Raw genomic sequence first — 13,726 nt, forward strand, 5'->3', positions numbered from 1 at the left:
CACCAGCGGAAACGTGGTGACGGGCCTCTCGCTTGTGTATGGCTGTCTACGGCTACGGCACTCCGCCGTCGACATTTCCTTCCCCGACGCCGCTGCGGCCATTCGCTCGTCAGGAGGCAGAACCAGGACTGCGCGGCTGTGACTGGCCGGCCGGTTCGCGCTGGTCGGATGAGTCGGTCGGCGGGTCGCAGAATTCCTGCTTGACGAGGGCGTCCACAAGGGTCAGGAAGTCTTTCGCCGGGCCTCTGGTGGCCGAGTCCAGCCAGGTCACCGAGGCGGTCAGGGTCTTGCTGCCGTCGGGGGAGCTGTACATCAGTGCCCCATAGCCGTGCGGTGGGCTGCCGTTGTGCTGGTAGACGGTGCCGCAGCCGGGGCCCAGGTCCTGCGCCCAGATGCCGAGGCCGTAGTCCTGCTTGGGGATGGACGTGGGGATCGCCGTGCGCATCTCGGTCAGCAGCGGGGCGGGGAGGAGCTTGCCGCCGTTCAGTGCGGAGAAGAACGTGGTCAAGTCCTGGGTGGTGGAGATCAGGTCGCCGGCGCCGGTCAGCAGGGACAGGTTCTGGCGGGAGAGGTCGATCACCTGGTCCTGGTACTGGTAGTAGCCGTGGGCGTGTGGCCCGGGTAGTGCCGTCGTGCGGTTGCCCGCCGCGAGGGTGCTCCGCAGTCCGAGCGGGCCGGTGATGCGCCGCTTCAGCTCGGTGGCGTAGGAGTGGCCGGTGATCTTTTCGATCATCAGCAGCGTCACCGTGTAGTTGGTGTTGGAGTAGCTCCACTGCGTCCCGGGTTCGAAGCGCGGTTTCTTGGACAGCGCCAGACGTACCAGTTCCTCGGGTTTGTAGCTCTTGAACCGGTTGGGCGCCCAGCCGTCTCCGTTGGCGGGGATTCCCGGCTCGCCCATCGTCCCGTCGGGGTTGTACTCGCCGGTGTAGTTGAAGAGCCCACTGGTGTGGTGCAGCAGCATCCGGACGGTGATCCGCTCGTCCAGCCCGTAGCCGGGCAGGTAGGCGGCGGCGGGGCGGTCCAGCTCGCTCCTGCCCTCAGCCACCAGTTGCAACACCATGGTGGCGGTGAAGGTCTTGATGATGCTGCCCGTCCAGAAGCTTCCGTTGGACGGAGGCTTGGCGGCCGATCCCAGCTCGCGCGCCCCGGCGCTGCCGGTCCAGTCGCCCTGCTGATCGCGTACGCGTAGCTGGATCCCGGTGAAACCGGCGGCGACGAAGGCGTTCATCGCCTTGCGCAGCTCCGGGCGATCCGGCCCGGTGGAGGTGGCCATGGCGGGGGCGGCGGCCCCCGCCAGCAGAGCCGTCGCGAGCGCCGTGACGGTTGTGCGCCGGCTGAGCGTCGTGTTCATGAAGTCCTCGTCTCTGGGGTCTTGGTCGCTGGTCTCAGTTCGTGGGCCGGCCGTTGCGGAACACCTCGTCGATGAGCTGCTGTGTCGCCTGCTGGAACGCCGCCGCCTTGGACAGGGCGGCGTCGTCCACGTAGGTCACGGAGGCCGTCAGCGTCCTGCCGCCGTCGGGCGTGCTGTACATCAGCGCGGCGGAGCCGGCCATGCCGCCGTTGTGGTGGTAGACGGTGCCGCCGTTCTCGCCCAGGTCCTGCTCGAAGATTCCGAGGCCGTAGCCGATCTTCGGGTCCGGCTTGCGCATCTCGGTCAGCAGTTCGGCGGGCAGCAGCCGGCCGCCGTTCAGCGCGGAGAAGAACGTGTGCAGGTCCTGGGTGGTCGAGATCATGTCACCGCCGGCGGAGATCCACGAAGGATTCTGGCTGGTGACGTCCACCGTGTGCTCTCGGCCGCCGTCCTCGTACCGGTAGTAGCTGTGGGCGTGCGGTCCTGTGATCTCCGTCGAGGTGCCCGGCGCCTCGGTACCCGTCAGCCCCAGCGGGCCCAGGATCAGCCGCTGCAGTTCCTCGGCGAACGAGCGGCCCGTGACCCGCTCGATCAGCAGCCTGGCCAGCACGTAGTTGGTGTTGGCGTAGCTCCAGTCCGTGCCCGGCTCGAAGCGCGCCGGCTTGGACAGCGCCAGCCGGACCAGCTCCTCGGGCTGGTGGGTGTGGAACCGGCCGTCCACCCATTCCTTGCCCGACCACGCGATTCCCGGCGCGAACGTCCCGTCCTCGTAGTACTCGCCGGTGTGGTTGAAGATCCCGCTGGTGTGCTGCAGCAGCATCCGTACGGTGATCCGCTCGTCCAGCGCGAACTCGGGCAGGTAGCCGTCCACCGGGCTGTCCAGCCCGATCTTGCCCTCGGCCACGAGCTGGAGCACCACGGTCGCGACGAACGTCTTGGTGGAGCTGCCGACCCGGAACCGTCCGTCCGCCGGAGGCTTCTCCGACGAGCCCAGCTCGCGCGCCCCCGCGGTGCCGACCCACTCGCCGCGTTCGTCGTTCACCCGCAGTTGCATTCCGACGGCCATCCCGGAATCGACGAACGCCTGCATGGCCTTCTGCAGTTCCGGTCGATCCTGCCCGGCCACGGCGGTCGCTGCGCTCACCTCGGGCGTGGCCGGGGCGGTGTCGAGGGCAGCGCTGATCTTGCGGGCCATCTCGGTCATGGTGGGGCTGGGCCTCCCGTGGGTGGCCGCTTCGACGGCGACCAGGACGGTGCGGCGGAAGTTGTCGGCCTCGGCCGGGGCCTGCATCTCGAGCAGGCTCATGGAGGCGTTCAGGGCAGGCAGCACCTGGTCGGCGAGTTCGGCCACGGTCCTGCCGTACTTCACGCCCTTGGGCGCCTTGGCCAGCACGTGCCCGACCAGGCCGGTCGCGGAGGTCAGCGCGACGGAGCCCTCGGCGGCGGCCTTGTGCGCCGAACCGGCGGCGCCGGCGGCGGACATCAGCGAGACGGCGCCCCAGGCGGCGGTGCGCAGGGTGAGCTGGTCCTGGTCGGTGAGGGACATGGTGGTGCTCCTTCGGGTTGCTTGTGGCTTGTCGGCGACGAGGTCCGTTGGCGACGACAGGAACGTTACGACTGTTGCCACAATCTTGGCAAGTAGTTGCCAAGATGAATTGCCAATGCTGTGCGACGTTGGCGTCGGTGGCAGGCAAGAACTTGTCCGCAGCGAGGCAAGTAAGCTACCCTCTGGGGCGTCGGACGACGTCAACCGCTACCCGGGAGTTCGGACATGCTCGAACAACCACTCTTCGGCCGCCGACTGAGGCAACTGAGGACCGAACGCGGCCTGACGCTCGCAGCCCTCGCGGGCGAGGGCATGTCCACCGGATACCTGTCCCGGCTGGAGTCAGGGGCCCGTCAGCCCACCGAACGGGCCATCACGCACCTGGCCGCACAGCTCGGCATCAGCCCCGCCGCACTCACCCAGTCCACCGCCACCTCCCTGGCCGAGAGCCTGACCCTGGCCACCGGCCTGAGCCAGGATGAAGGCGGCCAGACCCTCAGCGACGCCCTGAAAACCTCCCACGGGGAGGACCCCCTGCTGCGCTGGCAGGCCCTCTGGCAGGTCGCCGAATGGCGTCAGTGGCGTCAGGAGTACGCCGAGCAGCGGACATGCCTCGACGAGCTGGCAACGCTCAGCGCGCAGATCGGGCTACCCGAGCTGCAGTGCAGAGTGCTGGCCGCACTGTCGCGCTGCATGCGCAGCACCGGAGAGATCGCCGGCGCCGTCGATGCCGCGACACACGCCTACGAGCTGGCCGAACGCGAAGCGCTGCCGGTCCGCGTGCGGGCCTCCTCGCTGCTGGCCCTGGTGTCGGCGTTGGCCGAGGCCGGGCGACTCCCCGACGCCGCCCGGCATGCCGACGAACTGCTCACGCTGGCGGACCAGGTCTCGGGAGCGCTGTGGGCCCAAGCCGTGTGGACCGTGGCCAACATCCGGGTCCGCCAGGGCGACCTCGACACCGGCGCGGAGCTGATGAACCAGGCCATCGACGGCTTCGACGGCCGCGACGACCTGACGCTCTGGATGCGCCTGCGCCTCGGCGCGGCCCGGCTCGACCTCAGGGCCGATCCGCCCAGAACGGAGTCCGCCCGGCGGCGCGTCACGGAAGTCCAGGCCGCGTTGCCGTTCGCGGGCGCGCCCACCATCGAGCAGCAACTGCTGGCCGTGCGCGCCCGGATCGCCGTCCTCACCGGCGACCTCGACGAGGCCCGCACGGTCCTGGACCGGCTGACCGGCTTCGACGACCTGCTCACCTACCAGGAGCGAATGCGGCTCGACGTCCTGCGCAACCGTGTCCTGCTCCTGGAGGGCGAGCAGGACACGGCGCTCGCCGGGCTGCGCAAGCTGGCCGAGCAGGCCCAGCAGAGCGGCAACATGGACCTGGCCGCGGACATCTGGCGACTCGTCGCCGAATCCCTGACCAAGTAGGGCGCTGTTCCGGCCCGGGTGGCGAGTCATCGCATGGGCCGGAGCGGAGGCATTGTCTCCCTGAATAGCCGCGGTGAGGCCGACGCCTTTGCAGGCTGTTTCATTCCTGTCGGCCTCCGCGACAACCGTCACGTGATCGATCGATATCGCAATCTTTTCAATGAACAGCAGTGGTTCGAGAGCGCCCTCTGCTGGACCGTCGTACAACGTCTCGACGAAGCGATCACCGTGGACGATCTCCTGCGGCGGCTGAACGGAGGCCGTGATCCCGAGGAACGCGCCATGGCGTACCCCAGAGAGGAGGCCGCCGAGGAGGACTTTCCCGTGCTCTTCGTCCGCCAAGGCAAAGGAGCCTGGGGTTTCCTCGATTTCTCCCAGGGCTTCGCCACGCCCGATCACATCCTCGCTGAACTCAGCAAAGAGTCACGCGTGTGGATGACGACCTGGCACTTCAACGGGGGATACACGATCCTCTATGCGGCCGACGGCGAGGTGCGGGCACAGATGCGCGACTTCATCTTCGACGAGCACGCCGTCCAAGAGGGGGATCCGCGCGTCCTGGCCGAGTTCCGCTCCATGCTCGACAGCCTGGACTCGGAGGACTATCGGGGCAAGCGCAGCGCGGCGTTGGCCTTCATCGAGGCGGCGACCGGCATGGGCATCGAAAGCGAGTGGCTGGACGTGGAAGAGGCGCCCGTCATCATTCTCGACAACTGGGACGAGGGCTGAAACTAGGTCCTCGGGTTTAGCGCTGGGTGAGTGAGGAGTTCGGCTCCAGGGTGATCACCGTGTCGGTCGTCTGAGCCGTAGGTACCTGAGGGGGAAGCCTTGTCGTCCCGCCTGCCATCGGCCCTGGCCCGCTTCCCCTTCGGACGGGGCGAGGTGAATGGGGTGACCAGGTGGCGAGGAGGTTAAACGACCGCGCCCGAACCGCCTTGGCGGCCTTTTGGCCGCTGCAGATGGGCCATGGATTTCGGTATGAGGTAGCAGGTTATGGCCGCCAGCACCCACGCGATTCCCAGTGCGATGCCAATCCATGAGATCACGAGCGGTGTCAGGAAGGATGCATTCGCTTCCGACGGCTCGATCACCCTCGCAAGCATCCACTTTTCCTGCACACCCCACTGCATGAGGATGCTGGGAACGAGGACCACGAGCCCGATTCCCATCAACACCCGACTGCATGCCCTGAAAATCACTTGGTCCCCGTTCCGGTCAAGAGTTGCATCAGAGTAACCGCTGCCAATACGTGTCCGGTAGTAAAGGTGATTGAGGGGTTGTGGCTATGCGCGCTTGCCGCTCTCGATGTCGAGTTTCCGGCTCGCCATGGTCAGCTGGTGTGCCGTCTTGTGGCCTCTGCCGCACACGAACTGCACCGGAACCTGGATCCGTCCACCGGTCTCCGGCCTTATCCCTGGAGCAACTGTCCGGGCATCGGCGCCGACCAGTGCGTACGCCTGTGGTCGGGATATCGGCATGAGGTGGCGGTCGGCACGCATCTGCCGGCCGGTGTTCCAGGCCGGCGGACGCCCCCCGCGCCTGGCGCGCCCGCGGTCGTCGACATCCGCCCCTCGCGGGTGTGGCCGGCTGCTTCACCTGTGCGCTGAGGAGCTCTTGAAGATCAGCTCGGCCCGCACGAGGGCGGTTGGGCTCTGCACCACCGGTGGCATCTGGCTCAAGCCGGGCGCGGCGCACCCGAGCCGCCCCAATATGGCCCGTACGACCGCAGGCATGCACCAGAAATGTGGACCGGTCGGGCACTACCGGGCGCTGCGTATGGAGAATTCGTTGCCATCCGGGTCGAGCATCAGGATCTGGCTGCCATCGCCCTCGCCGGCACGCGTCGCCCCGAGCGAGAGCAGGCGATCGACCTCCGCCTCCCAGTCGGCGTCGACGGGCGTCGCCAGCTCGAAGCAGAGCCTGTTCGTGCCCGTCTTCGGCGCCACCGGAGGACCACCCCATGTGATCTTCGTGCCGCCGCTCGGCGACTGGATCGCGGTCTCCTGGTCCTGGTCCCAGACCAGGGGCCACCGCAGCGCCTCGCTCCAGAAGTAGCCGACCTCCTGGGTGCCGTCGCAGGCCAGCGCCCCGATGACACCGGTGTCTGCGAGGAACTTGTTGCCCGCCTCGATGACGCAGAACTCGTTGCCCTCCGGATCGGCGAGCACCACGTGTCCCTCTTCCGGGAGTTGGCCCACGTCGATGTGCTTGGCGCCGAGTCTCAGCGCTCTGGCCACCGTCTGCTGCTGATCGTCCGGGGAGGTGCTCGTCAGGTCGAAGTGCGCCCGGTTCTGGCCGATCTTCGGTTCCAGGCTCGGGAGGAAACGGACTCGGAAGCCGGCAGGGTCGGGTGGCAGGATCGCGACGTCGTCGTCAGGGCCGTCGGTCATCTCCCAACCGAGAACTCCCGACCAGAACCGCGCCAGGTCCGAGGGACGGATCGCATTGAAGCAAATCGCGAACAATTGACTGGTCATACCTCACGCATCCCCGATCCACCAATTTTGATACGAGGCCCGTTCCGTCGGCACAGCCTAGGGGCGTCCACGCGGCGCCGCACCTGAGTTTCGTGGCAAGCGGTCTGGACGGGGGTTGCGACCGGTACACCGCTTGGCTCCCTACCCATGCACGAGTCCTCGGCGCTGATCGGCAGGCGGCCGTTCACTCGTCCTCGTCATCGGTGAGAGGGACGAGCAGGCCACATGCTGTCTCGATGTCTCCGGACGAGATCAGATCGCGAATCGCGGCCGCCATGCTCTCGTACCCCACGTCCCGAACGATGATCAAATCCGGGCACCAGAAGTACCTGCCGCCAAGAGAATCGCCGGTGCTTGCAGCCGTGTGCATCTTGCGCTGGACGACATCCAGGGTCATGAAGGTCGCATATCGGCGTGAACCGTCGCGAAAGGTGATTGTCGCGTCTGCCTCGTCGGCGGTGTCCGGCTCGTATCCCACCCAGGCCGGGATCACCATCTCGAACTCTGGATCCGTGATGCGATAGAAGGTCCCGTCGAAAGTGATCACCTGTTGTCCTCTCTGTCGCCGGCAGGGGGTCGCCGTCCTCGTCGTCGGTGTCCGGGTAGCGGAGGGCCTCGATCAGCACGGGGGTAGTCGGGTCCGGAGGCATGCACGACGGCGATCGCCAGGCGCCGCGTAGTCAACCGTCGACGGCGAGAAACGGATCGCCGTTCGTCCACGGCCGGTCCACCTGCACCCACGGCTCTCGCATCGGCCCATTGTGGATGCAAGGCTGCACCGAGAGGGCCGGAGCTTCGCGCAGTCGTGACGGAGGCCTGCTGACATGCGTGCGGGAAATGATCTAGGCTGGGCGCCCTTTACTGCGACCACATGGCGGCTGTCTTGCTCCCGTTATCGGCGATTCCCCCGCGCTGGGGAGTGCCCTTGTTGACTTTGGCGGCTCTGGCGGCTCCCGCTTCGCGTGCCTTGCAGTGGCGGCTTTCTGGAGGGCCGGCCTACTCGGCGCACGGCTATGCCTGCTCCTTGAGCGCCGAGCCATGGAAACCCGGGAAGTTCGATTGGCTGATCGAGATCAACTGGGCGACCGTCTCCGCGGATCTGTCCGGCTGGCCCACCGGGGTGATGGCGCTCGGCTTGTGTGCGACTCTCGCCCTTCGTGGCGGGTGGGGGGTATTCGCCGCTTGGGTGACGGCGGCGCTGTTCGTGGTCATCGCCGGGCTGTTCAGCCTTCCCTACGCTGTTCGGGTCGTCGTGGACGGTTGCCAGGAAACGCTTGAGTTCGGCGGCTGGAACATCGTCAGGTTTGGGCCGATTCTGCACTATGTGGCGGGCGCGGTGCTGGTCACGTTCTTGGCACTGGTCCGGCGTGCGGAAACGGGCGGCGGTCCCGGTCTCCTGATCGGCAGATCCACGCCCGCTACGTCGAGGGGGCGCGCAGCGTCGCGGTGACGGCCGCCGCGTGATCCCGGTCGGCCATGACCTGACCCTGGTGAACCAGCGGGAAGTGGGTGTTGTAGGCGGCCGTCCTGGCGTCGGGGGACAGGGCCTTGCGTACCGACAACGCCGCCTGCCAGCGCGGCCGGATCGCCTCCCGCTCCGCTTCGCCCGGACGGTGATGCCACCTGCAACTCGGGCAGGCCGGCATGCCGGTCGCGTTGTCGAGGGCGAAGATGTTGCGCCTGTCGGCCGGAGAGCGGTGCGGGCCCGCGGACGGGCCGGTCATCCACTCGCCGGTGGCCTCGTCGATCGGATGGCCGGTCAGCTGCGACTCGTGACGGCGGATGAGCTCGGCGAGCGGGGAGCCGGGCTCTACCGGGCCCGTCTCGCCCCGTTCGGCCGACGCCAGCGCGGCGGCGAGCACGGGGTGGTCGGCCACGCCGGCCAGCGCACACTGGCGGCGGGCCTCGGCGACGGCGGCCCGCCGCTGGAGGGCGGGGGAGGCGTGGTCGATGGCCTCGGCGAGCTTCGGGGCGAGGGCGCGCAGTGCGTGCTTGGCGAGCGGGTCGCCCTGCGGAGGGTCGTTCGGAACGCGGTCGGTGACGACGCCGCCCAGCAGCGGCGCGTCCAGCAGCGCGGGGGTGAACAGCACTCCTGAGATACGGCTCGCCAGGGCGAGGGCGGCGGGAACGCAGCCGGAGAGGTACTGGAACTCGTCCGCGGGTTCGGGTTCGAGGCCCAGTTCGCGCATGTCCTCGTTCAGGGCGTCGGGGTGGCTGCCCCAGCGCTCCTGGGGCGTCTGCGGGCGGAATGCCGTCCGGATCCGGCCGTCCGCGGCGTGTTCGAAGTCGTGCGATGACGCGTAATTGTGGCGCATGACGGAGACGGCCTGGCCACCGTCGCGAGTGAGCTCGCGCAGCGTCTCGCGGCGGGTTCCCTCCCAGCCGTCGTATTCGAAGGCGACGGTCCAGTCGCCGGCCCGGGTCACCAGCACCAGGTCGCAGCAGCCGTGGTTCACCTCCGTGCGCTCGACGATCTCCTCATCGTCCACGACATGGATGTTGGCGTCGACGACGCCGAACCGCCGGAGGGTCTCGCGGTCGTCCAGGCCGTGGACGAAGGTGACGGTGTAGATCTCCACATGCCAGTCGTTCTCCCATGCGTAATCCGCAGTGGTGATCCTGCGCACCGGTTTCTCCCTTCTGTGTGAAAGGCGGTGTCTTCCCCTCCTGCTGTGGTGCAGGTCGGAGTTCTTCGGAGGGGGGCGCCGAGGGGCTGTCGGGGACGTCCTCGGTACGGTCAACCTGCCATGAGGTGATCGGTCGAACCGGTGAGGGCCGGTCGGGCGTAGTGGGCGCGGGACAGGTGTACGCCGGTGGCGCGGGAGGCGAGGGCCAGAGCGCCGGGGACGGGGTCCGCGCCGTATCCGTCGACGTCGTCGTACAGGCCCAGTTCGCGGACATCGGCGAGCAGCCGGTCGGGATCGTCGCCCTCCCGGTAGCGGTAGCCGTACAGGCCGAACGTGGTGATCAGGCGGTCGTTCACCTCGTAGGTGAAGTCCGAGTCCTCGACATTGGCGAACACCGTGGCCACGGCCGTTCCCAGGGACAACGGCTCGGCCAGGTTGCTGACGTACTTGGTGGCCCATCCCGTGTCGGCGAGGACGGTTCCGCCCCGAGCGGCGTAGGCGGCGACGTTGAAGTCGCCGCGCGTGCCCGGGGTGACCTTGATCCGCCGCAGGGCGTCGGCGGGGGACAGGTCGCGGACGAACGTGATGCACAAGGCGGTGGTGCCGACACCGTCGGTCCACCGGTCGCTCAACCAGGCGTAGTCTGCCGAGGTCGCCCTGCCCATGTGCACTCCTTGATCGTTTCGGGTGGCCGCCAGCCTAGACCGGACCGCCGATCCGCCGCTCGATCTGTCCTACCGGCATCCGCTACGCCAACCGATGACAGTGATTCGCAAGGACGTCCCGGTGCAATATGGGTCATCTCGTCGGGCTCGAACGGAGATGTCGGTGCATGGGGATATGAGGTGTCCGGGCTGCGGGGCGATGTGGTCCGGGACCGGGCTTCAGGAGCCGGTTTCCAGATGCCCGAGGTGTGCGCTGCCGCTGCAGGGCCCCGTCGCGCATGAGCTCTGGCAGGTGGATCAGGCTCTCGCCAGGCTGGGGGACCAGCTCGCCGGGCTGCAGGCCCGCCGTACGGAACTGCTCGCCGCCCTACGCGCCGAAGCGGCGAGCGCGGGTGCGGCGGCGGCGACCAAATCCGGGATTGGGGGCCCCGGCGCACCGGAGGCGGAGGTCCCCACGGGCCCCGGCGCGCCGAGGGCGGAGGTCTCCACGGGTGCCGCCAAGAATGTCCTGCTCATCCTCGGTGGACTGCTGCTGACGGTGGCGGCGGCGGTGTTCACCGTGGTGAGCTGGGGCCGGCTGGGCATAGGCGGGCGAGCGGCCGTGCTGGCCGCGTTCACCGCGCTGGTGATGCTGGCGCCGGTCGTGCTGATCCGGCGCAGGCTCACCGCGACGGCCGAGACCATGGCCGGGTTCGCGGTCGCGTTGTTGCTGCTCGACGGCTATGCCGCCAGGCAGGTGGGGCTCCTCGGGGTGGACTCCCTCGACGCGTGGCAGTACACGGCGGGCGTGTTCGGGCTCACCGCGCTGATCCTGGTGGCCTATGCCCGGGTCACCCGGCTTCGCGGCCCTGCTCCCGTGGCCGTCGTGCTGGCGCAGTCAGTCCTGCCGCTGCTGGTCGGTGACTGGTCGGTGACCTGGCTGGTGGCCGCGCTGGTGGCCACGGCGGCGCTGGACGTCGTCCTGGTCCGCCACGGGCGGGGAGCGGTGCGGGCGACGGCCGCCTCGACCGGCAGCGGGGTTGCCGTCCTCGCGCTGCTGAGCGGCGTGCCGTACGCGCTGGGATCTCCTTCCGTCGGTCAGGCGCTGGTCAGGTCGGCGCCGCTGGTCGCCCTGGTGCTGCTCGGCGCGTGGGTGACCTGGCTGCTGGCCAGGGGGGGTGACGCCGAGAGGGAGATCTGGGGCGCCGCGGTCGCCGTCGGGACCACGCTCACGCTGATCGCCGTGCCGGCGGCGCTGGCGCAACCGGTGCTGGACGGTCCGGGCATGGACTGGCGGCCCCTGGCCTACCTCGTCCCGGCGCTCGGGGTGGCGCTCGCCGCCTACCGGCTGCCCTGGCGGCGGGTACGGGCGACGGTCATGGGCACCGGCGGGCTGGTGGCGCTGCTGACCACGCTGACGGTGCTGCCCCGGCTCGTGGTCACGCTGGCGGCGCCGTTCGCCTGGCTGGACGTGTTGTGGACGGGCGTCTGGAACGGGCGGGAGTGGCCGCCGTTCGACATGGCGTCGCCCGTGGACGTGGTGGTCCTCGCCGTGCCGGCGACCGTCCTCCTGGCGGCAGCCGTGCGAGGCGCCGGCGGATGGCGGCCGATGAAGACGATGGCGGCCGGGCGCGGCCCCGGGGGCTGGTGGGTGCGGGCGGCGGCGGCCGGGGCGCTGCTGGCCGGGGTGCTCGCGATCGCGGTCGTCCCTCAGGCATTCGGGCTGTCGTACCCGGTCGCGACGGCGGTGCAGGCGGCGCTGGCCGTCGCGCTCGCGGTGGCCGCCGCCCGAGGCCGGACGCCCTGGTGGGCGGTGGCGTGCGCGCTCGTCGCCGCCCCCGCCTCGGTACGGGCGGCGGCGTACGCGTTCGGCAGCGAGCCGGCGACGCTGATCGTACTGCCGATCCTGGCGGCGGCGGCCGTCGCGGTGGCGCTGTCGGCCGGGCTGAAGGAGCTCCGGCTCTGGGGAGTCGGCTTCGCCGCCCTGTTCCTCGGTCTGGAGGCGGTGGCGGCGGGCTTCTCGCTGGGCGCGCGTGTCCTGGTCGCGGGGAGCATGGGGTTCGCCGTGGCCGGGGTGCTGGTGCTGCTCATGTCGCTGTGGGCGGGCCCGGCGGGCCGGAGCGGCGGGAACGGCCTCAGGTACGCCGGCGCCGTCCTGCTGCTGATGGCGTCGTGGCTGCGGCTGGGGGCGGACGACGTCACCGTCGTCGAGGCGTACACCGTGCCGTGCTCGCTGGTGCTGCTGGGATCCGGCTGGTGGCGGCGGCGCGGCGCGCCGGTCTCGTCGTGGGCCGCCTACGGGGCGGGTCTCTCCTTCACGATGCTGCCCAGCCTGGCCGCGGTGTATTCGGACACCGAATGGCGGCGGTCGCTGGCGCTCGGCGTGCTGGCGCTGGCGGTGCTGCTCGCCGGGGTCCGGTTCAAGCTCCAGGCGCCCGCGTCGATCGGAGCGGTCGTGGTCGCCGGGGTCGTGGTGCGGGAACTGGCCCCGTACGTGTCGGAGATGTTCCTCGCGGTGCCGCGCTGGGTGCCGATCGCCGCGGGCGGCCTGCTGCTCGTGGTGGTCGGGGCGACGTACGAGGCCCGCATGCGCGACCTGCGCCGGCTGCGCGACACCCTCGCGACGATGGGCTGAGACCGCGGGGGACGGCTGCGTCCTGTCGGATGTCAGCGGCCGTGTCAGGCCGGTGACGGCGCGGTATCAGAGCGGCCCGCGATGGTTGACCCATGAACGGTTCAGCGATGCGGCCCCAGGGCCGCGAGCCGGGCCCCCTACCGGAAGACCACCAGTCGCAGGAGAGCATCATGCAGCAGTTCACCACCCCCGCCCCCGTCCGCGTCGTCCTCGACATCCCCGCCGGACGCGTGCAGTTCGCTGCGGACGACCGGGCCGACACCACGGTCGAGGTCCGGCCCGCGAACGCCTCGAAGAGCCGTGACGTGCAGGCGGCTGAGCAGACCACCGTCGAGTACGCCGACGGCGTCCTGCGGATCGCGAGCGCGGCGAAGAACCAGTACCTCGGCCCGTCCGGGTCGATCGAGGTGACCGTCCAGCTGCCCGCCGGCTCCCGCGTCGAGGCCAAGGCGGCCAGCGCCGAGCTGCGGACCACCGGACGCCTCGGCGACGTCGCCTTCGACGGCGCGTACAGCCGGATCGAGATCGAGGAGGCCGCGAGCCTGCGCCTGACGGCGGTCGACGGCGACGTCGAGGTCGGCCGGCTGGGCGGGCCCGCGGAGATCAGCACCGCACGCGGGGACATCCGGGTCGCCGAGGCCGCGGGCGGCAAGGTCGTGCTCCGCACCCAGTCCGGCGACATCTCGATCACCGCGGCGAGCGGCGTCTCGGCGGCCCTGGACGCCGGCACCAGCCACGGCCGCGTCACCAACGCGCTCAAGAACGACGGCACCGTCGAGCTCGACATCCACGCCACCACCTCCAACGGCGACATCACCGCCCGCAGCCTGTGACCCGCGGCTTCCGACCGGAGGGCGGGCCAACCCGCCGCACCCGCCCTCAGGAGGAGCCCGCAGGTCAGAGAGCTCATGCGGCGGGACTGTGAAACGGTCGGCCCAGCCTGCGCAGGTTCGGGACCTTGCGCCGGCCGCCGGTTTCAACAGCAGGTCAGAGGCCCTTCGGGGCCTCTTCTGCGTTG

12 protein-coding genes are annotated in these 13,726 nt (G+C 69.7%); 5 read left to right on the forward strand and 7 right to left on the reverse strand.

Annotated features, from left to right (window positions below; genetic code table 11):
- Positions 1 to 109 precede the first annotated feature (109 nt).
- Complete coding sequence (locus AB0J71_RS10410; protein WP_364413735.1) at positions 110 to 1,351, reverse strand: serine hydrolase domain-containing protein; 1,242 nt, start codon at positions 1,349 to 1,351, stop codon at positions 110 to 112.
- A 34-nt stretch (positions 1,352 to 1,385) separates the two neighbouring features.
- Positions 1,386 to 2,897, reverse strand: a complete 1,512-nt coding sequence (locus tag AB0J71_RS10415) for a serine hydrolase domain-containing protein (RefSeq protein ID WP_364413737.1) — start codon at positions 2,895 to 2,897, stop codon at positions 1,386 to 1,388.
- A gap of 225 nt (positions 2,898 to 3,122) precedes the next feature.
- On the opposite strand from AB0J71_RS10415, the gene AB0J71_RS10420 reads away from it, so the two are divergent.
- Both AB0J71_RS10420 and AB0J71_RS10425 read left to right on the forward strand, forming a co-directional pair.
- Complete coding sequence (locus AB0J71_RS10420) at positions 3,123 to 4,325, forward strand: helix-turn-helix domain-containing protein (protein WP_352327274.1); 1,203 nt, start codon at positions 3,123 to 3,125, stop codon at positions 4,323 to 4,325.
- A gap of 132 nt (positions 4,326 to 4,457) precedes the next feature.
- A complete protein-coding gene (locus tag AB0J71_RS10425) occupies positions 4,458 to 5,054 on the forward strand; it encodes a hypothetical protein (RefSeq protein ID WP_364413739.1) in 597 nt (198 codons plus the stop codon).
- A 182-nt stretch (positions 5,055 to 5,236) separates the two neighbouring features.
- On the opposite strand, the gene AB0J71_RS10430 is transcribed toward AB0J71_RS10425, so the two are convergent.
- The 3 genes from AB0J71_RS10430 to AB0J71_RS10440 all read right to left on the reverse strand — a co-directional run bounded on the left by AB0J71_RS10430 (position 5,237) and on the right by AB0J71_RS10440 (position 7,349).
- The gene (locus tag AB0J71_RS10430) at positions 5,237 to 5,500 is read right to left on the reverse strand and encodes a hypothetical protein (protein ID WP_364413741.1); all 264 of its coding nucleotides are present in this window, start codon (positions 5,498 to 5,500) and stop codon (positions 5,237 to 5,239) included.
- 585 nt (positions 5,501 to 6,085) lie between these two features.
- The gene (locus AB0J71_RS10435; protein ID WP_364413743.1) at positions 6,086 to 6,802 is read right to left on the reverse strand and encodes a VOC family protein; all 717 of its coding nucleotides are present in this window, start codon (positions 6,800 to 6,802) and stop codon (positions 6,086 to 6,088) included.
- A 184-nt stretch (positions 6,803 to 6,986) separates the two neighbouring features.
- Entirely contained in the window at positions 6,987 to 7,349 is a 363-nt protein-coding gene (locus AB0J71_RS10440; protein WP_352327278.1) for a hypothetical protein, read from the reverse strand.
- A gap of 477 nt (positions 7,350 to 7,826) precedes the next feature.
- Here AB0J71_RS10440 and AB0J71_RS10445 point away from each other — a divergent pair, with 477 nt between their 5' ends.
- Positions 7,827 to 8,252, forward strand: coding sequence for a hypothetical protein (locus AB0J71_RS10445; protein WP_364413745.1), 426 nt, complete (start codon positions 7,827 to 7,829; stop codon positions 8,250 to 8,252).
- Here the strand turns inward: AB0J71_RS10445 and AB0J71_RS10450 are convergent.
- Together AB0J71_RS10450 and AB0J71_RS10455 are read right to left on the reverse strand one after the other, a co-directional pair.
- Positions 8,221 to 9,429 carry a DUF6461 domain-containing protein gene (locus AB0J71_RS10450; protein WP_352327280.1) on the reverse strand — a complete coding sequence of 403 codons (1,209 nt, stop codon included), beginning with the start codon at positions 9,427 to 9,429 and terminating at the stop codon, positions 8,221 to 8,223. The two genes, AB0J71_RS10445 and AB0J71_RS10450, sit on opposite strands and share 32 nt — an antisense overlap.
- Positions 9,430 to 9,539: 110 nt before the next feature.
- The gene (locus tag AB0J71_RS10455; protein ID WP_364413747.1) at positions 9,540 to 10,094 is read right to left on the reverse strand and encodes a DUF6461 domain-containing protein; all 555 of its coding nucleotides are present in this window, start codon (positions 10,092 to 10,094) and stop codon (positions 9,540 to 9,542) included.
- 292 nt (positions 10,095 to 10,386) lie between these two features.
- Between AB0J71_RS10455 and AB0J71_RS10460 the strand changes: the two genes are divergently transcribed.
- Together AB0J71_RS10460 and AB0J71_RS10465 are read left to right on the forward strand one after the other, a co-directional pair.
- Positions 10,387 to 12,708, forward strand: coding sequence for a hypothetical protein (locus AB0J71_RS10460; RefSeq protein WP_364413749.1), 2,322 nt, complete (start codon positions 10,387 to 10,389; stop codon positions 12,706 to 12,708).
- A gap of 170 nt (positions 12,709 to 12,878) precedes the next feature.
- Positions 12,879 to 13,541: a DUF4097 family beta strand repeat-containing protein gene (locus tag AB0J71_RS10465; RefSeq protein WP_352321039.1), complete on the forward strand. Its 663-nt coding sequence runs from the start codon at positions 12,879 to 12,881 to the stop codon at positions 13,539 to 13,541.
- Positions 13,542 to 13,726 lie beyond the last annotated feature (185 nt).

The organism is Nonomuraea sp. NPDC049637, assembly GCF_040675235.1.
GTDB lineage: Bacteria > Actinomycetota > Actinomycetes > Streptosporangiales > Streptosporangiaceae > Nonomuraea.

Coding starts and splice junctions, on each gene's coding strand:
- AB0J71_RS10420 (WP_352327274.1), top strand. CDS start 3,123: ATGCTCGAACAACCACTCTTCGGCCGCCGACTGAGGCAACTGAGGACC.
- AB0J71_RS10435 (WP_364413743.1), bottom strand. CDS start 6,802: ATGACCAGTCAATTGTTCGCGATTTGCTTCAATGCGATCCGTCCCTCG.
- AB0J71_RS10465 (WP_352321039.1), top strand. CDS start 12,879: ATGCAGCAGTTCACCACCCCCGCCCCCGTCCGCGTCGTCCTCGACATC.
- AB0J71_RS10415 (WP_364413737.1), bottom strand. CDS start 2,897: ATGTCCCTCACCGACCAGGACCAGCTCACCCTGCGCACCGCCGCCTGG.
- AB0J71_RS10410 (WP_364413735.1), bottom strand. CDS start 1,351: ATGAACACGACGCTCAGCCGGCGCACAACCGTCACGGCGCTCGCGACG.
- AB0J71_RS10455 (WP_364413747.1), bottom strand. CDS start 10,094: ATGGGCAGGGCGACCTCGGCAGACTACGCCTGGTTGAGCGACCGGTGG.